Below are 18,096 nucleotides of genomic sequence, written 5' to 3'. Positions count from 1 at the left end.
AGTTTGCCTGAATTTCATTTGACGGTATCTAGATTTGTTCATTCGGGCTGCGAAACCCAATCACCGGCCAAAGCCGGTGACGAGCCAACTATAGAAGTCGATACCGGCACCCACAACCGACCTGTAGGACGCCCCAGCCCCCTGTGGCGAGGGAGCTTGCTCCCGCTCGGTGGCGCAGCCGCCGTAAAACCGTTGCCTGCGGTCTGTCTGGCGAAATGCGGGGCCGATTTGGGGCTGCTTCGCAACCCAGCGGGAGCAAGCTCCCTCGCCACGGGAGGGAAATTCCTACGAAATTTTAGGACGGCCAGTTTGGGCCGTCACACCTGACGCAATGGCCGAAAAAACGCTCTGATATCCCCCGCCAACAACTCCGGCTGCTCCAGCGCGGCAAAGTGACCACCTCGGGGCATGGTGGTCCAACGCTGCACGTCGCAGCATCGCTCCGCCCAGCTCCTCGGCGGCATAGGCAGTTCCTTGGGAAACAGCGCGACCCCAACCGGCGGTTTCAGCCGTTCACCGGGGTTGAACAGCAACGGCCGCTTGCCACCTTCCACATACTGGCGAAACGACGAGCCGATGCAGTTCGTCAGCCAATACAGCGTGACATTGGTCAGCAGCCATTCTCGATCGATGGCGGGGCTGTCATCGCACCAGGACAGGATCTTTTCGCCCATCCACGCCAAGAGTCCCGCCGGTGAATCATTCAGACCCACGGCCAGGCTTTGTGGCTTGGTTCTTTGGAGGTGTGCGTAGGCGCCTTCGGCATCGGCAAATGCCCCGGCACGTTGCAGGAAGGCGGTTTCTGCTGTTGTCTGCGTGGGCTCGGTTTCGCCAAGGGGAGGGCGGTAGGAACCGGGAATGTAATTGAGGTGAATGCCGGTCACCCGCTCTGGAAAACGCACGCCCAACCACATCGAAACGCCTGCACCAATATCCCCACCCTGGGCGCCAAATCGGTCATAGCCTAGCCCCGTCATCAACTCACCCCATAAACCGGCGACCTCGTAAGGCCCCCTGCCGGATTGCTGGAACGGCGCGGAGAAGGTGTAGCCGGGCAGCGACGGCACCACCACATCGAAGGCGTCCGCAGGATCGCCGCCATGGCGGGCCGGGTCCGTCAGCAATGGGATGATGCGCTGCATCTCAATGAACGAGCCGGGCCAGCCGTGGGTGAGGATGAGCGGCATCGGCTTCGGACCGGTGCCACGTTGATGAATAAAATGGACCCTTTGCCCGTCGATGTGGGTGACAAACTGCGGCAGGCGATTCAGCGCGGCTTCCTGGGCATGCCAATCGAACGCGGTCGACCAATGTGCGAGAAGTTCTCGTAGCACATCCATGTCCATGCCTTCGCTCCAGCCTTGCTCGGCCAAGGGCTTTGGCAGCCTTGCGTTCAGCAGGCGGTGCCGAAGGTCTTCAAGGGCGCTGTCGGGGATGTCGATGGAGAAAGGCTCGATGAGCATGATTACGCCTTCGGTTGAGCGGTGGCCGGCTGCCGGATCTGAGAAAACAGCCAATCAACAAAAAACTGCGCGTCAACCGCGGCATCCCGAGACACACCGTAATAGTAACGAGACAACGGCAGGCGCAATGACGGCAGCGGACAGGTCAGGCGCCCGTTGGATAGATCCTTGCCCAATAGCGAAGCCGGACACAACGCCACGCCCAGCCCATCGACGGCGGCTTGCAGCACCAGGTGCATGTGGTCGAATTGCAAGGTTGGCGGGTTGTGCAAGGGGCTGATGCCCGCGTGTACTGTCCACGCTTGCCAATCGCTGCTGCGGGTCTTGCCCGACAGCAATGTGTGCCGGGCCAGGTCGTGGGTGTTTTCCAACGGCACGCTTTGCAGCAATGATGGCGCGGCGACCAGCAATAGGTCGTCTTCCAGCAATGCCGTGGGCTGCACATGGGCTGACCATCCGGCGCGTCCACGGCGGATGACTACGTCGAAGGGTTCTCGTGACGGGTCCGGTGGTCTGGTGCTGGTGACCACTTCGGGCTTGATGTCCGGATGCAGCGCCACGAAATCCGGTAGCCGAGGGATCAACCAGCGCACCGCGAAGGAGGGGCGCACGTTGATGATCACTTTGCGCTGGGCTGCACTGCGTGTCAGTGCGGTGGCGGCATTGGCGATCTGGGTCAGCGCCTCGCTGACCTGTTCGTAAAACGCCTTCCCCTCAGGCGTGAGCAAAGACTGACGGGTTCGACGTTCGAACAGCAGCACGCCCAAGCGCTCTTCGAGCAGCTTTACGTGGCGGCTGACGGCACTGTGGCTCACGTGCAGTTCTTCGGCGGCGCGGCTGAAGCTCTGGTGGCGAGCGGCAGCGGCGAAGGCGCGGACGGCGTTCAACGGGGGGAGGTTGGCGATCATGCGTCTAATTTAGTCACATATGAGTCGCAATTAAAGCGTTTGTCAGCGTCCCGGTGCCACGCCACCCTGAAGGCCACAGCAATTCGCCTTCAATGTGGAGTAATGCATGGCCGGTTACGGACTTTTTCTGATCCTGGCGACCCTGACGGTGCTCAGCCCGGGCCCCGGTGTGATGCTGACGATTTCCAATGCCTTGCGCCATGGCTGGCGCGGTGCACTGCCGGGCATCTTCGGGATCGCGTCGGGCGCGTTTATCGTGGCGGGTATCTGCGCCAGCAGCTTGGGGTTGATCCTGGCCGCCTCGGCGACGGCCTTCACGCTTTTGAAATACATCGGCGCGCTGTACTTGTTGTACCTGGGCATCAAGATGTGGCGCACCCAACGCTTCGTGCCCGAACTCACGGTCACGTCCACGCGCCCGTGGCGGCGATTTGGCGAGGCGCTGTCGATCCAGTTGCTCAACCCCAAGGCCGGTTTTTTCTTCCTCGCCGTGTTCCCTCAGTTCATCAAGCCGTTGGATCACTATTACAGCCAGTTCTTCTTGCTGGTGTTGTCCTATAGCGTGCTTGTCGTACTGGTGCATTCCGGTTATGCGCTCATGGCCAATGGCGCCAGGGGCTGGCTCTCTTCAAGCCAGGGCGCCAGGATCGTCGGCAAGCTGTCGGGCATCACCTTCCTGGGGTTCGGCGTGCTGATGGCGTCTGCCAGCAAGTGACGAGTACACGTCAACGCCGCCCCGTGCGCGTACTCACATCCACCCACACCGCCAACACCAGAATGCTGCCCTTGACGATCATCTGCCAATAACTGTCGACGTCGAGCATGGACATGCCGTTGTCCAGGCTGGTGATCACCAGCGCGCCGAGGAGAGCACCGTAGACCGTGCCGGAGCCGCCGCGCATGGAGGTGCCGCCGATGAAGCAGGCAGCGATGGCATCGAGTTCGCCCATGTTGCCCGCCGAAGGTGAGCCAGCGGCCAGGCGTGCGGTGTTGACCACGCCGGCGAGGGCGCACATCACGCCCATGATGCCGAAGATCCACAGCTTCACGGCCTGTACGTTGATGCCGGACAGGCGCGTGGCTTCCATGTTGCTGCCCACCGAATAGACGCGTCGACCGAACACGGTCTGGCTGGTGACGTAGCTGAATACGCCCAGCAGGATCAGTAGGAGCAGCACCGGCACCGGGATGCCGTCGTAGCTGTTGAGGGTATAGACGAACCCCGCCAACACCGCGCCGATCACCACCACGCGCAATACGTCACGCACCAGAGAGTGGGCCGCCAGGCCATGGAGGGCACGGTTGCGCCGCTGTTTCCAAGTCAGGAACAGCGTCAGGGCGAACAGCAGGATACCGAGCCCGGTCCCGACCGTGTGCGGCAAGTATCCCTGCCCAACGTAGACCAGCTCCGGTGACACCGGGGCAATGGTGGTGCCGCCGGTTACTCCCAGCAGAACGCCGCGAAACGCGAGCATGCCACCTAGCCCGACGATGAACGACGGGATACGCAGGTAGGCGGTCATGTAGCCGTTGCCCAAGCCAATCACCAAGCCGCACAGGGCCACCAAACTCAGGTTCGCCAGCAGCGGAATGTGATAGACCACGTCGAGAATCGCCGCCAGGCCACCGAGCAGCCCAAGCAATGAACCCACCGACAAATCGATCTCGCCGCTGATGATCACCAGCACCATGCCGCAGGCCAGGATTCCGGTGATGGACATCTGCCGCAGCAGGTTGGAGAGGTTGCGCGGGGTCACGAACCCACCCTCGGTCTGCCAGCTGAAAAACAGCCAGATCAGCGCCACGGCGATCACCAGCGCGAGCATTTTGTAGCGGGAAAACAGCTGTTTGACCTGATTCATCTACGCGGACTTCCGATCATTATTGTTATGGCCATCGGGATGGCTGAGCGCGGCGGCAAGCACTTGTTCCTGGGTGAGTTCGTGGTTGATGAAGTCACCGCGCAACTGGCCGTCGCCGATCACCAGGACGCGGTCGGAAACCCCCAGCACCTCGGCCAGCTCCGAGGACACCATGATGATCGACACGCCTTCGGCCGCCAGCGCGCCCATCAGCTTGTAGATCTCGTACTTGGCGCCGACGTCCACGCCGCGGGTGGGTTCATCGAGAATCAGCACGCGGGGTTTGGTCAGGAGCATTTTCGCCAACACGGCTTTTTGTTGGTTGCCGCCGGAGAGGCTGGTGATCGGCAGGAACGGGCTCGCGGTCTTGAGGTGCATGCGCGAGATTTCCTTGTCGATGCTGCCCAGTTCGGCTTCGGCGTCGATGCGGGTCAGTTTCGAATAGTTATCCAGCACGGCCAGGGTGATGTTCTGCCCCACGCCAAGGTCCGGAATGATGCCTTGGCGCTTGCGGTCTTCGGGGACCATGCACAGGCCGGCACGGATCGACTTGAGCGGCGTGCGCGTGTCGATTTGTTGGCCGTTGAGCCAGACTTCACCTTCGTAGCGGCCGGGGTAGGCGCCGAACAGCGCGGACACCAGTTCCGTACGGCCGGCACCGACCAGCCCGGCGATGCCGAGGATTTCCCCACGCTTGAGAACGAATGAAATGTCGTCGACCCGTTTGCGCCTGGGGTTGTCGACGTCGTAGCAGGTGAAGTGGCGCGCCTCGAAAATCACTTCGCCGACGTCATGGGGTTCGGTGGGGTAGAGGTTGCTCATTTCCCGTCCGACCATCTGGGTGATGATCTTCGGGATGCTCATGTCCGCCATCGCGGTGGTGGCGATGTGTTTGCCATCGCGGATTACCGAGATGGTGTCGCACACGGCGGCCACTTCATCGAGCTTGTGGGAGATGTACACGCAGGCAACGCCCTTGGCCTTGAGGTCGCGGATGATGTCCAGCAGCACCTCGATTTCCGAACGGGTCAGGGCCGAGGAGGGCTCGTCAAGGATCAGCAGCCGAGCCTGTTTGTTCAACGCCTTGGCGATTTCCACCAGTTGCTGGTAGCCACCGCCGTACTGCGAAACCGGCAGCGAGACGTTCATATCCGGCACTTTGAGTTCACGCATCAGCGCTTCGGCACGGTGGATCATCGCCGGGTAGTTCATGCGCCCGCCGGGCAGCGTGAGTTCGTGACCCATGAAGATGTTTTCCGCCACCGACAGGTCGGGGACCAGGGTCAGCTCCTGATGAATGATGACGATCCCGGCGGCTTCGGTTTCGCTGATGGACTGCGCCTTGAGCGGCTGGCCATCCCAAAGGATTTCACCGTCCCAGGTGCCGTAGGGATAGACCGCCGACAGCACCTTCATCAGCGTGGATTTGCCGGCGCCGTTCTCACCGCACAGGCCGACACACTCACCTGGCCTGACCTTGATGTCGATGCCGTTCAGGGCTTTGACACCGCCAAAGGTTTTGACGATGCCGTTCATTTGCAGCAGGTAGTCGGACATGGCAAGGACTCATGGAAAAGGGCTCACACATACGCAGGGGGCAAGTATTTCCTGGTGTCAGTCAACCCTCTGTGGGAGCTCGCGATAGCGGTGTTTCGGCTTGCACCCACATTGGATGGGCTGCCGCCATCGCGAGCAAGCTCGCTCCCACAGGGACTTTGCTTAACCCAGGATTTGCCCCCGGGTCACTGCCCGGCGATCTGCGCCTTGGTGTAGAACCCGTCCTTTTCCAGCAGGTCGATGTTGTCCTTGGTCAACGGTGTAGGGGTGAGCAGGATGGTGTCGACTTTCTTGCTGCCATTGTCGTATTGCGAGCTGAAGGTCGGCTTCTCGTTGCGCGCCAGTTGCACCGAGAGCTTGGCGGCTTCGGAGGCGATCAGCTTCAGCGGCTTGTAGACGGTCATGGTCTGGGTGCCATCGATCACGCGCTTGACCGCTGCGAGGTCGGCGTCCTGGCCCGAGATCGGCACCTTGCCGGCCATTTTCTGGGCGGCCAGGGCCTGGATCGCACCGCCGGCGGTGGCGTCGTTGGAGGCGACGATGCCATCGATCTTGTTGTTGTTCCGGGTCAGGGCGTTTTCCACGATGCTCAAGGCTTCGGTGGGGTTCCATTCCTTCACCCACTGCTGGCCGACGATCTTGATATCCCCCTTGTCGATGGCCGGTTGCAGCACCTTCATCTGGCCTTCGCGCAGGACCTTGGCGTTGTTGTCCGTGGGCGCGCCACCGAGCAGGAAGTAATTGCCCTTCGGCGCGGCCTTGAGCACACCGCTGGCCTGCATCTCGCCGACCTTTTCGTTATCGAAGGAAATGTAGGCGTCGATGTCGGCGTTGAGGATCAGTCGGTCATAAGACACGACCTTGATCCCGGCCTTCTTGGCTTCGGCGACGGCGTTGGTCAGCACGGTGGCGTTGAACGGCACGATGACGATCACATCGACGCCGCGGGAAATCAGGTTTTCGATCTGCGAAATCTGCTTCTGCTCGTTGGCATCCGCCGACTGGACGAAGACCTTGGCGTCGAGTTTTTCCGCCGCCGCGACGAAGTAGTCACGGTCCCGCGACCAGCGTTCCAGGCGCAGGTCATCGATGGAAAAACCGATTTTCGGATGGGCCGCATCGGCCATGACCGGCAGCGAGAGCAGGGCGAGGGCGCCAGCGAGTAACGTGCGTTTGAATGTTTTCATGGTGGTGCGTCCTTTTATTGTTGTTTGAAAGACACTGCCTGACGATGAGCGTGGTGCGGATAGAACTGTAGAGAGTCGCCGAGCGCTGTGGGCAGAGATTTGTCGCGAGAATGTAACAACCTCACAGCACCACAGCTCTGCCCGTTGTCAAGGATAGATAAACCGGTTGACCACGTTCTCGAGCATCTCCTGTCGACCGCTGACGGCTTGGGGATTCAGCTCGTTGGTGAAGGCATGTTCGGCCAGTGAGGCGAGGCTGAATTCACCGGCCAAGACTGCTTGGCCGAACGGCTGCTGCCAACCGGCGTAGCGTTGGTCCTTGAACTGCTGGAGCTGGTCGTTCTGGACCATGGCTGCCGCGCGTTCCAGGGCCAGGGCCAGGACGTCCATGGCCGCCACATGACCGTGGAACAGATCGAGTTCGTCCACGCTCTGGCGCCGCACTTTGGAATCGAAGTTGAACCCGCCGTTGGTGAAACCGCCCGCCTTGAGAATCTCGTAGGTGGCCAGGGTCATCTCTTCGACGCTGTTGGGGAACTGGTCGGTGTCCCAACCGTTCTGCGGGTCGCCCCGGTTGGCGTCGATGCTGCCGAAGATCCCCAACGAGACGGCCGTGGCGATCTCATGATGAAAGCTATGCCCGGCCAGGGTCGCGTGGTTGGCTTCGATGTTGACCTTGATCTCGTTTTCCAGGCCGAACTGTTGCAGGAAGCCGAACACCGTGGCGCTGTCGTAATCGTACTGGTGCTTGGTCGGTTCCTGGGGCTTGGGCTCGATCAGCAGGTCGCCCTTGAAGCCGATCTTGTGCTTGTGCTCGACCACCATGCGCATGAAACGGCCCAGTTGCTCGCGCTCGCGTTTCAAGTCGGTATTGAGCAGGGTTTCGTAACCTTCTCGACCGCCCCACAGCACGTAATTGGAGCCCTTCAGGCGTTGGGTCGCGTTCATGGCGCTGAACACCTGGGCGGCGGCGCAGGCGAAGACTTCCGGGTCCGGGTTGCTGGCGGCACCTGCGGCAAAACGTGGGTTGCTGAAGCAGTTGGCGGTGCCCCACAGCAGCTTGATCCCGGTTTGTTCCTGATGGCGCTCCAGGTGGTCGACCATCTGGGCGAAGTGTTCGCGGTACTCTTTGAGCGAAGTGCCTTCGGGGGCGACATCGGTGTCGTGGAAGCAGTAGTAGTCGATGCCCAGCTTGGAGAAGAACTCGAAGGCCGCTTCGGCCTTGCCGATGGCCATTTCCATGGGATCCCCAGCGTGCTGCCACGGGCGCTTGAAGGTACCGGCACCGAACACATCCGACCCCGGCCAGACGAAGGTATGCCAGTAGCAGACCGCCATGCGCAGGTGCTCGCGCATGGGTTTACCGAGCACCAGTTTGTTGGCGTCGTAGTGACGGAAGGCAAGCGGCGAGTCGCTGGCGGCGCCTTCGTAGCGAATCTTGTCGACAGCGGGGAAGTACGACATGGGCGAGTTCCTTTTTTATTCTTGGCGGTGTCTCGATACTAACGCCGGCCCCGAGGTTGCTGATTATGAAAATCACCAACAGGGCGTTCGATTTTGAGTATTGAGGTTCATCGCTTGCGCGCCTAGTCTGTGTGCATCGGCCCAGGGTTAAACCAATGAAAACCGTCCCGCCCGTTCACCGCATCGCACTGTTGTTCAATGGCAGCAAGATCTACGACCGCGGCATCATCAGCGGCATCGGCAACTACCTGAGCAGCACCCGTGCGTCCTGGGACTTGTTCCTCGAGGAGGATTTCCTCTGTCGCTTGAAAGGCATCGAGCGCTGGCAGGGCGACGGAATCATCGCCGACTTCGACGACCCGCTGATTGGCGAGGCACTGGCCGGAATCAAGCTGCCGGTGGTGGCGGTGGGCGGTTCCTATCAGGATGAGCGCGCCTATCCGAAAGGCATCCCCTATGTCGCCACCGACAATGATGCGTTGATGACGTTGGCCTACGAGCACCTGATCGAGGCCGGGCTGACGCGTTTTGCCTGTTTCAGCCTGCCTGAAGCACAAGCCAATCGCTGGGCCCAGGAACGGGAAAAAGCCTTTCTCCGGCTGGTGCAGCGCGATGGCCTGCACGCCGAGGTCTATCGCGGCATGGGCACCAGCGCACCGCTGTGGGATAGCGCCGTCGAACAGCAGATCGCCTGGCTGCAAAGCCTGCCCAAACCCATCGGCATCATCGCCGTCAGCGACGCCCGCGCCCGGCAGTTGCTGCAAGCCTGCCTGACCGCCGGAATCGCCGTACCGGAGGAAGTGGCATTGATCGGCATCGACAACGACCCCCTGACCCGCAGCCTGACAAGGGTGCCGCTGAGCTCGGTGATCCAGGGCACCGAAACCATGGGCCGCACCGCCGCACGCCTGCTCCATCAAATGCTGCACGGCATGCCGTCCACGGGCACACAGATTCTGATACCGCCGGATGCGATCAATGTGCAGGTGTCGAGCCTGCATCAACCGTTGGGCAACCCTTATGTCATGCAGGCACTGCTCTTCATCCGCCAATACGCCTGCCAGGGCATCAAGACGGCCCAGGTGGCGGCCTATGTGGGCGTGTCGCGCTCATCGCTGGAATCGCACTTTCGCAAGGAGCGGGGATGCAGCGTGCACGACGAGATCCTGCGCTTCAAACTGGCCGCCGCCGCCAATGGCCTGGAAAACACCCACTCGCCGATTGCCGACATCGCCCAGAACTGCGGCTTCAAATCGGCGCAGTACCTGCACACCGTGTTTCGCCGCGAGTTCGGCTGCACCCCTCGGGAGTATCAGCAGGGGGCCAATGCAGCAACTCACTGACCCACTGCCGAACCGCTCTCGTGGCGAGGGAGCTTGCTCCCGCTGGGGCGCAAAGCGGCCCCGCTTATTGCTGGGCTAAATATCGATCCGTTCCGCCGGGTAGGTCCCAGGCGTGGGAATCTTCAAAAAACGCCGCTCATGATCCGCGTTCGGCAAAAGGCACACGTCGTATTTGCCAAACAGTTGGTATCGATTCAGGGCAATGCGATCGTAGGCCCAGTCCCGCAGCCTGCGGGGGACGTAGCGCAGCAGTTTCACCGGGCGCCAGGCCCCGGGCAATAGGGCTACGACTTCAAAAATCGCATCCGAACGCACCCAGTAATGCTGATCGCGAACCACGGCCATGGTATCGAATTGATGCAGGGGCAGGCCCGCCCAGGCAAGCAAGGCTTGTCCTTCTGGCGACTGTACGGAGGCCAACCGCACGCATCGGGCGTGGTCATGGCGGATCAGGAATTTCGCCCAGCCATTGCACAGTTTACAAACGCCGTCGAACAGGACCACTGTCTCGCCTGGCTCGAGCAAGGGTGCGGGAGAGGGGCGTGTTTGGGAGATGGGCATGAATGGGTGTCTACATGGCGCCTGGTTACCCGGATAATACGCGTGTTCCAGCGTCAAGGGGCGCCCCGAAGGGTTGCTCGACCATGATGACTTCAAGGGCATGATCCGATCCATGAGCGATGACACCTACAGCCTGTATATACGCTTCCAGACACCTGACCCTGTCATTGGCCCTCGGGAGTTGGCGCCGATGCTTGCTGAGGAGCTGGCCTGGGCGCATGAGCGCGCGACCATGCATCGCTTCAGCTGGATCATGGTGCTGGTGCCGCCGTTGTGCCTGGGCCCGGTGTTGCCGGGCATCGCGTTTCTGCTGGGGCTGCTGGTCTATCAAGGGTTATCCGCCCCAGGCGTCGACCTTGACCGAATCGTCGGGGATTCCCTTGGCTGGCTTGTGCTCGCCACCTTGTTGTTCATGGCTGCCTGGGGCCTGCATAACTACTTGCGCGATAAGCGCGACCCGACCAAGCGATTTTGGCAATCGATGCCCGATCAAGGGCTGGTCGAACTCGAACACCATACCCTGGTCTCCGGCATCAGCCTGTGGTCCAACGACTATGACCCGGACTGCAACACCCTCATGCAATGGACCGACGGCAAGTTGAAGTGCGTGCAAGACAGCGGTATATCGCAATGGATTCTGGCCAAGACCGCGGCGGGACATTGGCTGGTGCTCAAGGAGCAGTTTTCGGGCGACTTCAGCTACGGGCGAGTAGGGCAAATGCCCGCACCGAACAAGCTCCTGCAACCCCGCCAGCAACTGGCGATTGCTTTCGCCCCCGGCACGAACCTGCAGTTGGGCCGACGTTTCGACGGTGCGCCGATGCCATTGGTGGAGACGCCGTACTGGCTGTCCGCCGATGAACTCAAGCGCCTGGAAGAGGCCGCTCATCACTGGAATTTTCTACCGCCGAACCGCTATGGGGTGATCAATGATCAGGATGCCGCGTGGGTACAACGGTTGGTGGACCGGGCGCAAGCCTGCGTTGGGCCGCGGCCGCAAGAGGACTGCTACGCAGCCCAGCGGGAGCAAGCTCACTCGCCACAATGAATCGAACCCATTCCTGGAAGTCCGGTCTGTCACTGGCCGGGCGCTAAAGCCACGTGTTCACCACCCGCCGATCCAGCTCCTCCCAATCCGCCATGCCCAGTACCCGAGTGGTGTTCAACCCGCGCAAATAACCGCGCAGTTGATTGGCCGTGGCGCGCCTGAGCTCCGGGGCGGGTTCGGTGCTGCTCAGTAGCACGCTTTCGTACTGGATCAGGTAATCAGCCACCCGCTCACGAAAGTCGGGCAATACCGCGTCGCGAATCAGATCAAACGTTCTCATGGCTATGCCTCATCAGTCTTTCTCGGCTTGCAACTATTGCTAGGAGTAATAGTGACCATTACGAAATGCAAGTTCTGCTTTGCCGGCAATCATTGGAAAATCAGCGCCATCGAACACGCAGCCCATTATTTTTATTTTCAGGACCCCACCCATGCGCCCTTTATTTTTGCTTCCCCTGGCGTTTTCCCCGTTGTTGCTGGCCGGTTGCGCCTCGGCGCCGAACGATCCGACCCTGACCTTGCAGACCAGCAAGACGCCGGCCCAATACGCTGAATGCGTCGTACCGAAATTGCAGGGCAGTGCCTTGAGCCCGATGGTCTCGCAGACCCAGCGCAGCTACCGCATCGTGGTGCCGAGCAAAGTCTCGGCGGACAACGTGCTGGAAGCCTACAAGGCCGGCAGTGGCGGCAAGGTCTTCATCTACGAGCGACATTTGCTGGCCTCCAACCTCCTGCCTTCGAGTTTCGAACGCGCCGCACAGGAATGCATCTGACCGGCCGTAAACGTTTTTCACTGTGCTCCTTTGGTTGGCCGCAACCAACCAATTCCCTTGCCCCGCACCGTCCTCGGTCGCGGGGCTTTTTTTGTTTGACGATGACTCCAGCCCGGTATTTCGGCCCGGACAGCGCATCCGCCGTGACCGGCATCGCGCACCCGCGCGGCGATCGGCAAGAGCGTGAGGGGGCACGTTTTGTCGTCTTGCCTTATAACGTCGGCAAAGGGGAGCCGCCGTTCAAGGCTGGAATCCTTGAAAACACGTCAGCCATAAAATCCATGAACACGATAGCCCGCGTGGGGAGCAGTCTATTGGCGACATAAACCATCTGCACGGGGACAGGGGGAGCCGCATGGTTGGTGAGAATGAACTGTAATTTCCCGCTGTTCAGCCCGCTCTCAAACAGCCACGCAGGTCCATGCGCCACGCCCAGGCCTGCCGCGACTGCCGCACTCACAGCGTCGGGCGAGTTGACCCTGAGCCTACCGCCAATCGGAATGTCCGCGTCCCGGAATCGCCAGGTCGCCCCGGACGACAGCAAGGTGTAGATGATGCAATCGTGGGCGCGTAGATCATCCGGGGTCTGCGGTACTCCACGTTTGGCCAAGTACTCCTTGCTGGCGACGAAGACCCGGTCGTACCACCCAAGAGGCCGGGCGCGCAGGGCGCTGTCCTCCAGGTGTCCTATGCGAATGGCGAGTTCGGTGCCTTCATTGACCAGGTCTACGTATCGATCGTTGAGTTGCAGATCCAGGTTCAATTGAGGGTAGCGCTCCAAAAAGGCCGGCACATGCGGCAGCACAAACGCGTGTGCGAGCGCTGTCGGACAGGCTACGCGCAAGAGTCCCGATGGCTCGACGTTGTTCCTGAAGGACGATTCGGATTCATCCACCGCATCCAGGATGCGCCGGATGTCCGCATAGTAGCGTTCGCCCTCCGGCGTCAAGGATAGCTTGCGCGTAGACCGGTGGAGCAAGCGCGTCTGCAAATGGTCCTCCAGAGCCGCTACATAGCGGCTTACATTGGGTTGTCCCAACCCTAGATCGCGCCCTGCCGCCGAAAAGCTCCCAGTTTCTACAGCACGCGCGAAGCATGTCATCAAAAGAAATCGGTCCACTTCTCCACCTCGATTCATGCCTGATTTGCATGAATCATATGCGAATAGGTGGTCTTATCCTATACGAGGCATGAGCGCATATTTCTCCATGTCGACCGCGGTGGTCGTCATTCACCGGAGAATTCAAATGTCGCGCTTGCAAGGTAAACGTACGCTCATCACTGGCGGCACCAGTGGCATCGGGCTGGAAACGGCAAAGCAGTTCCTCGCGGAGGGGGCTCGCGTGATCGTAACGGGTGTCAACCCCGATTCGATTGCAAAGGCCCAGGCCGAATTGGGCCCGGAAGTGCCGGTGCTGCGCGCCGACTCGGCCAGCGTTGCAGAACAAAAGGAGTTGGCCCAAGTCATCAAGGAACACTACGGCCAACTCGACGTTGCCTTCCTCAATGCCGGCGTATCCGTCTGGCAGCCCATTGAGGAATGGACGGAAGAGATGTTCGACCGTTCTTTCGACATCAACGTCAAAGGGCCGTACTTCCTGATGCAGGCGCTGTTGCCGGTCTTCGCAAATCCTGCTTCCGTCGTGTTGACCACTTCCGTAAGCGCGCATGCGGGCGCAGATCGCTCGTCCGTGTATGCCGCAACGAAGGCCGCATTGCTGAACATGTCGAAGACGCTCTCGACCGAATTGCTGGGCCGTGGCATCCGGGTCAACGCAGTGAGCCCTGGCCCCGTCGAGACGCCGCTTTACGACAAGCTCGGTATTCCGGAAGCTTATCGCGAGCAGCTTAACAAAGAGATTGCGGCAACCATTCCGCTTGGGCGCTTCGGTACCTCCGACGAGGTGGCCAAAGCAGTGCTGTATCTGGCATCCGACGAGTCGCGCTGGACGGTCGGCTCTGAAATCGTCCTTGACGGCGGCCGCCTGCTGAATGGCTAAGGGCGCAGCTCAAGAATTGTGCGAATGCAACATCGCTTGGGCTGAGTTAATCAGATACTGAACGCCCGCCTCAGCACTTAGCGACGAACGAGTCCAATCCAGACTGTGCAAACAGCGGTACGCGGGAAACCTCTGCCGCTGTTTCCGCTTAATAAACCCTCCAGAGCCACTAAAAGCAATGAACGCTCTTACGTTAATAAGCCACCCACTATGCCCATTCGTACAGCGCGCCGCGATTGTGCTTCTTGAAAAGGGCAACCAATTCGATCGGATAAATGTCGATCTATCAGCCAAGCCAGACTGGTTCCTGGCAATTTCGCCAACCGGCAAGGTCCCGGTGCTCAAGGTGCGCCAGGACAATGCGCAAGACGCGATCCTATTCGAAAGCATGGTCATCTGCGAGTACCTCGACGAAACCCAAGGCGGCGCGCCGATGTACCCGATTGATGCGTTAGCTCGCGCACGGAATCGCGCGTGGATCGAGTTCGCGTCGCAGACGCAAGCTGAAGCCTGGCAGTTTCTCCACGCTCGTGACTCTGCGACCGCAGATGCCAAGCGCACCGCATTTCGCGAACGGCTCGGCAAACTGGAGTCAGAAATAGGCGTGGGGCCGTTCTTCGATGGCTCGGTCTTTGGAATGGTTGATGCGGTTTATGCTCCGCTTTTCCGTTACTTCGAGAGTATCGACGCAACTGTCGCACGCCAGATTTTCGACGGCCTTCCGCGCATTTCGGCTTGGCGTGAAGCGCTTGAGGCGCGCTCCAGCGTAAGGGATGCCGTTGTCGAAGACTTTGCTGATCGATTCCAAACGCATCTGCGCCAACAAGGCGCGCTGATCGCTGCCGCTTAGCCGCAGCGATCAATCAACCAAAGCCTTTCGATCGGGAGTCGGGAACATGACGAATCCATCAAAAAGCGCTCCGATCCTCGTTGAGTAGGTCAACGATGGGCTGGCCCCAACTGGCCATTTTTACCTGCCGGTTTCAGGTTAGCCAATCGTCCGCCCGGATGAACTCGATGAGCGCTTTCAGGGCCGGCGGCACATGGCGTCGGCTGGGGTAATAGAGAAAAAAACGGCTTGGCGGCGCTTTCCATTGCGCGAGCAGTTCCGTGAGATGCCCATTGCGGAGGTCGTCGCGTACCAGCTCCTCGTAGACGTAGGCGATCCCGGCGCCATCTTTCGCCGCCTGGATCATCAGCGCATCGTCTTCAAGAATGAGCGGGCCGGTGACGGACAACCGGATCGGTTGCCCCTCTGCCTGATACTCCCAAGCGTAGAGTTTGCCGCTGGGAAAACGCCGGGCGATGCAGGCATGGTCGAGCAAGTCCCGTGGAGCCTGGGCGATCCCCTTCGCGGCCAGGTAGGTTGGCGCGGCTACGGTCACGAACGATTGAGGGGGACCGACAGGGACGGCGATCATGTCGCCGGCCAGGCTTTCGCCAAAGCGCACGCCGGCGTCAAAGCCACCGTTGACGATATCGGTCAAGCCATCATCGCTGACCAGGTCCAGTTGAATGCGGGGATACCTGGCCACGAACGGCGCGAGCACCTTCGCAAATACCGCACGCGCCGCCGGACGCGCCACGTTGAGGCGAAGCTTGCCCGCAGGCACGTCTTGCAGCGAGGTCAATTGGGTCAAGGCTTCGGCGACCTGCTGCAGGGTAGGGGCCAGCGTTGCCAATAGCTGGTGGCCGGCCTCGGTCGGGGTAACGCTGCGCGTGGTGCGGTTGAGCAGCCTGACACCCAGACGTGCTTCCAGGGCTCGCATGGCGTGGCTCAATGCCGAGGCCGAAACGCCACGCTCGTCGGCGGCCTTGCGAAAGCTGCGATGGCGAGCGACGGCGGCAAAGGCATCCAGTTCGGAAAGATCGGGGTGCTGACTCATGAATACAGTTCAGTAGTTCAAATAAGATTACCCATCTTATCGTCATGAGATCCCTCGCGGATACTGCCCACATCATCTGTGGAGAACTCGCTATGCAAAAGAATCGTCTTGGATCATCGGACTTGCTGATTTCGCCCATTGGCCTGGGAACCTGGGCCATTGCTGGCACCGGCTGGGAATACAGCTGGGGTGCGCAGGACGACGAGGACAGCCTCGGTGCTCTTGAGTATGCCGTTGAATGCGGGGTGAACTGGATCGATACGGCGGCGATTTATGGTTTGGGCCATGCCGAGCATTTGGTCGGGCAGCTGTTGCGGAGGCTGCCGGCTTCGCAGCGCCCATTGGTGTTCACCAAGGGCAGCCTGGTCTGGGACCCGGTCACCAAGGCGATCTCACACTCGCTGGCGCCGCAATCATTGCTCGCCGAGGTCGAGGCAAGCTTGCGCCGACTGCAAGTCGAAACCCTCGACCTTTATCAGATCCACTGGCCGGCCTTTCCTGCCGACGGCAGCAGTGAAGGGCTCGAGCAGGCGCTTTCGGCGTTGGCCACCGCCCGCGAACAGGGGAAAATTCGCGCCATCGGTGTCTCCAATTTCGATGTCGCGCAACTTAAGCGGGCCCTGGCGGTGACCGAGATCGTTTCACTTCAGCCGCCATATTCCGTCTTGATGCGGGACATCGAGGAAGATGTCCTGCCATTTTGCGAGCACACGGGAATGGGGGTCTTGGCCTATTCCACCCTTCAATCGGGGCTGCTTTCCGGCAGCATGACGCGCCAACGCATCGCCCAATTGCCCGACGACGATTGGCGCAAGGCGCGAAGCGCGGACTTCCAGGAGCCTCGCTTGAGCGCGAACTTGGCGCTGGTCGAGGTCTTGGCCGGTATCGGCGAACGGCACGGGGTCAGTGCGGCGGCAGTCGCCATCGCCTGGGTGCTGCGTAAGCCGGTGGTGACCGGTGCCATCGTCGGAGCCCGTTGCCGCGGGCAGGTCGATGGGCTGATTGCCGGCGCGCAACTGCGCCTCAGCGCCGAAGAGATCGAAGAAATTCGACCCTTCCTGCCATTGGGCATGGGCACGAATGTCCCACGGAGCGCTTGAGCAATTGATCGTGCAGGCGCTCGCTGGAATGAGCGGGTTTGACGCTTCGCTGCATAACCGGCACTATCTGCTCGTTGATGATCATTAGTGCTCGTTTATGCAGGTTGTATCCCATGACTTCTCCCCACGAAGCGTTCCCCGGTGAACGCCAGCAATTGATCAGCCAGCGTCTCGCCCGGTATGGCCGGGTGATCGCGGCTGACCTGGCCAGCGAATTCAATGTGTCCGAACACTCGATCCGGCGTGACCTGGGGGTATTGGCCGCGGCGGGGTTATGCAAGCGCGTTTATGGCGGCGCGATACTTGTGCCGGCTGCCGAAGGGTCGCTGGATGTACGCGTGCGTAAAGACCCGGCACGCAAGGGCAGCCTCGGCCAAGCGGCCGCTGCTTTGCTGCGCGCGGGCCAGCACGTGTTCATCGATGCTGGGTCGACGAACCTGGCGATTGCAGGTGCCATCGATCCGGGCCTTCAGTTGACCCTCTCCACCAATTCGCCGTTGATTGCGGTGCAGTTGATGAAACTGCCCCGTGCCGAAGTCATCCTCCTGGGGGGGCGCTTGAACCCAATCGCCGGTGGTGTGATCGGGCTGACGGCGGTGGAGCAATTGCGCCAGTTCAGTTATGACGTTTGTTTTCTGGGGGCCTGCGCCATCGATCCAGACAATGGGGTCACGGCATTCGGCCTGGAGGACGCAGAGTTCAAGCGCGCAGTGGTGGCGGCAAGTGGGCAAGTGATTACAGCGGTGACCAACGAAAAGCTGTCCAGCGTTGCTCATTATCAGGTGGTTTCTTGTGAGGAGGTCGCCGCCCTGGTGGTGGAGCACGATGCGCCACGTGAGCGGCTGGAGCCCTTCTACGACCGGGTGACCAACGTCGTGACGAGTGTCCGTGAGCAACTGCGTAGTTGATGCCTTAGCGGCGCAGTGCAGGGCAATCGGGTAGAT

At 60.7% G+C, this 18,096-nt stretch carries 18 protein-coding genes; 8 read left to right on the top strand and 10 right to left on the bottom strand.

Going from position 1 to position 18,096, the window contains the following annotated elements; all coding sequences use genetic code 11:
* Positions 1-317 precede the first annotated feature (317 nt).
* Together TK06_RS07355 and gcvA are read right to left on the bottom strand one after the other, a co-directional pair.
* Positions 318-1,463, bottom strand: a complete 1,146-nt coding sequence (locus tag TK06_RS07355) for an epoxide hydrolase family protein (RefSeq protein ID WP_063321505.1) — start codon at positions 1,461-1,463, stop codon at positions 318-320.
* A 2-nt stretch (positions 1,464-1,465) separates the two neighbouring features.
* Entirely contained in the window at positions 1,466-2,371 is a 906-nt protein-coding gene (gene gcvA / locus TK06_RS07350; protein ID WP_063321504.1) for a transcriptional regulator GcvA, read from the bottom strand.
* A 106-nt stretch (positions 2,372-2,477) separates the two neighbouring features.
* On the opposite strand from gcvA, the gene TK06_RS07345 reads away from it, so the two are divergent.
* Entirely contained in the window at positions 2,478-3,086 is a 609-nt protein-coding gene (locus TK06_RS07345) for a LysE family translocator (protein WP_063321503.1), read from the top strand.
* A gap of 10 nt (positions 3,087-3,096) precedes the next feature.
* Here the strand turns inward: TK06_RS07345 and TK06_RS07340 are convergent, their stop codons facing one another.
* The 4 genes from TK06_RS07340 to xylA form a co-directional block, all read right to left on the bottom strand.
* Positions 3,097-4,233 (bottom strand): sugar ABC transporter permease, encoded by a 1,137-nt coding sequence (locus TK06_RS07340; RefSeq protein WP_003201312.1) that lies wholly within the window; start codon positions 4,231-4,233, stop codon positions 3,097-3,099.
* Complete coding sequence (gene xylG / locus TK06_RS07335; RefSeq protein WP_063321502.1) at positions 4,234-5,790, bottom strand: D-xylose ABC transporter ATP-binding protein; 1,557 nt, start codon at positions 5,788-5,790, stop codon at positions 4,234-4,236.
* A gap of 185 nt (positions 5,791-5,975) precedes the next feature.
* Entirely contained in the window at positions 5,976-6,977 is a 1,002-nt protein-coding gene (gene xylF / locus TK06_RS07330; RefSeq protein WP_025213958.1) for a D-xylose ABC transporter substrate-binding protein, read from the bottom strand.
* 147 nt (positions 6,978-7,124) lie between these two features.
* Positions 7,125-8,441 (bottom strand): xylose isomerase, encoded by a 1,317-nt coding sequence (xylA, locus tag TK06_RS07325; protein WP_063321501.1) that lies wholly within the window; start codon positions 8,439-8,441, stop codon positions 7,125-7,127.
* A 155-nt stretch (positions 8,442-8,596) separates the two neighbouring features.
* Between xylA and TK06_RS07320 the strand changes: the two genes are divergently transcribed.
* On the top strand, positions 8,597-9,784 hold the full coding sequence (locus TK06_RS07320) for a XylR family transcriptional regulator (protein ID WP_063321500.1): 1,188 nt from the start codon (positions 8,597-8,599) through the stop codon (positions 9,782-9,784).
* Positions 9,785-9,859: 75 nt separating this feature from the next.
* Here the strand turns inward: TK06_RS07320 and TK06_RS07315 are convergent, their stop codons facing one another.
* Positions 9,860-10,345: a thiol-disulfide oxidoreductase DCC family protein gene (locus TK06_RS07315; protein WP_063321499.1), complete on the bottom strand. Its 486-nt coding sequence runs from the start codon at positions 10,343-10,345 to the stop codon at positions 9,860-9,862.
* A 112-nt stretch (positions 10,346-10,457) separates the two neighbouring features.
* On the opposite strand from TK06_RS07315, the gene TK06_RS07310 reads away from it, so the two are divergent.
* Positions 10,458-11,393: a hypothetical protein gene (locus tag TK06_RS07310; RefSeq protein WP_063321498.1), complete on the top strand. Its 936-nt coding sequence runs from the start codon at positions 10,458-10,460 to the stop codon at positions 11,391-11,393.
* Between the two features lie 43 nt (positions 11,394-11,436).
* Here TK06_RS07310 and TK06_RS07305 read toward each other — a convergent pair whose 3' ends face one another.
* A complete protein-coding gene (locus TK06_RS07305; RefSeq protein WP_063321497.1) occupies positions 11,437-11,673 on the bottom strand; it encodes a hypothetical protein in 237 nt (78 codons plus the stop codon).
* A gap of 151 nt (positions 11,674-11,824) precedes the next feature.
* Here TK06_RS07305 and TK06_RS07300 point away from each other — a divergent pair, with 151 nt between their 5' ends.
* Positions 11,825-12,166, top strand: coding sequence for a hypothetical protein (locus tag TK06_RS07300; protein WP_063321496.1), 342 nt, complete (start codon positions 11,825-11,827; stop codon positions 12,164-12,166).
* A 211-nt stretch (positions 12,167-12,377) separates the two neighbouring features.
* Here the strand turns inward: TK06_RS07300 and TK06_RS07295 are convergent, their stop codons facing one another.
* Positions 12,378-13,286 (bottom strand): LysR family transcriptional regulator, encoded by a 909-nt coding sequence (locus TK06_RS07295; RefSeq protein ID WP_063325094.1) that lies wholly within the window; start codon positions 13,284-13,286, stop codon positions 12,378-12,380.
* 127 nt (positions 13,287-13,413) lie between these two features.
* On the opposite strand from TK06_RS07295, the gene TK06_RS07290 reads away from it, so the two are divergent.
* Complete coding sequence (locus TK06_RS07290) at positions 13,414-14,166, top strand: SDR family oxidoreductase (RefSeq protein WP_063321495.1); 753 nt, start codon at positions 13,414-13,416, stop codon at positions 14,164-14,166.
* A gap of 178 nt (positions 14,167-14,344) precedes the next feature.
* A complete protein-coding gene (locus tag TK06_RS07285; protein WP_063321494.1) occupies positions 14,345-15,016 on the top strand; it encodes a glutathione S-transferase family protein in 672 nt (223 codons plus the stop codon).
* A gap of 133 nt (positions 15,017-15,149) precedes the next feature.
* Here the strand turns inward: TK06_RS07285 and TK06_RS07280 are convergent, their stop codons facing one another.
* Entirely contained in the window at positions 15,150-16,052 is a 903-nt protein-coding gene (locus tag TK06_RS07280) for a LysR family transcriptional regulator (protein WP_063321493.1), read from the bottom strand.
* 92 nt (positions 16,053-16,144) lie between these two features.
* Here TK06_RS07280 and TK06_RS07275 point away from each other — a divergent pair, with 92 nt between their 5' ends.
* Both TK06_RS07275 and TK06_RS07270 read left to right on the top strand, forming a co-directional pair.
* On the top strand, positions 16,145-17,152 hold the full coding sequence (locus TK06_RS07275) for an aldo/keto reductase (RefSeq protein WP_063321492.1): 1,008 nt from the start codon (positions 16,145-16,147) through the stop codon (positions 17,150-17,152).
* 113 nt (positions 17,153-17,265) lie between these two features.
* Positions 17,266-18,060 (top strand): DeoR/GlpR family DNA-binding transcription regulator, encoded by a 795-nt coding sequence (locus TK06_RS07270; protein ID WP_063321491.1) that lies wholly within the window; start codon positions 17,266-17,268, stop codon positions 18,058-18,060.
* Positions 18,061-18,096 lie beyond the last annotated feature (36 nt).

This window comes from Pseudomonas fluorescens (genome assembly GCF_001623525.1).
Classification (GTDB): Bacteria; Pseudomonadota; Gammaproteobacteria; order Pseudomonadales; family Pseudomonadaceae; genus Aquipseudomonas; species Aquipseudomonas fluorescens_Q.
This window is presented reverse-complemented; position numbering and strand designations above follow the sequence as displayed.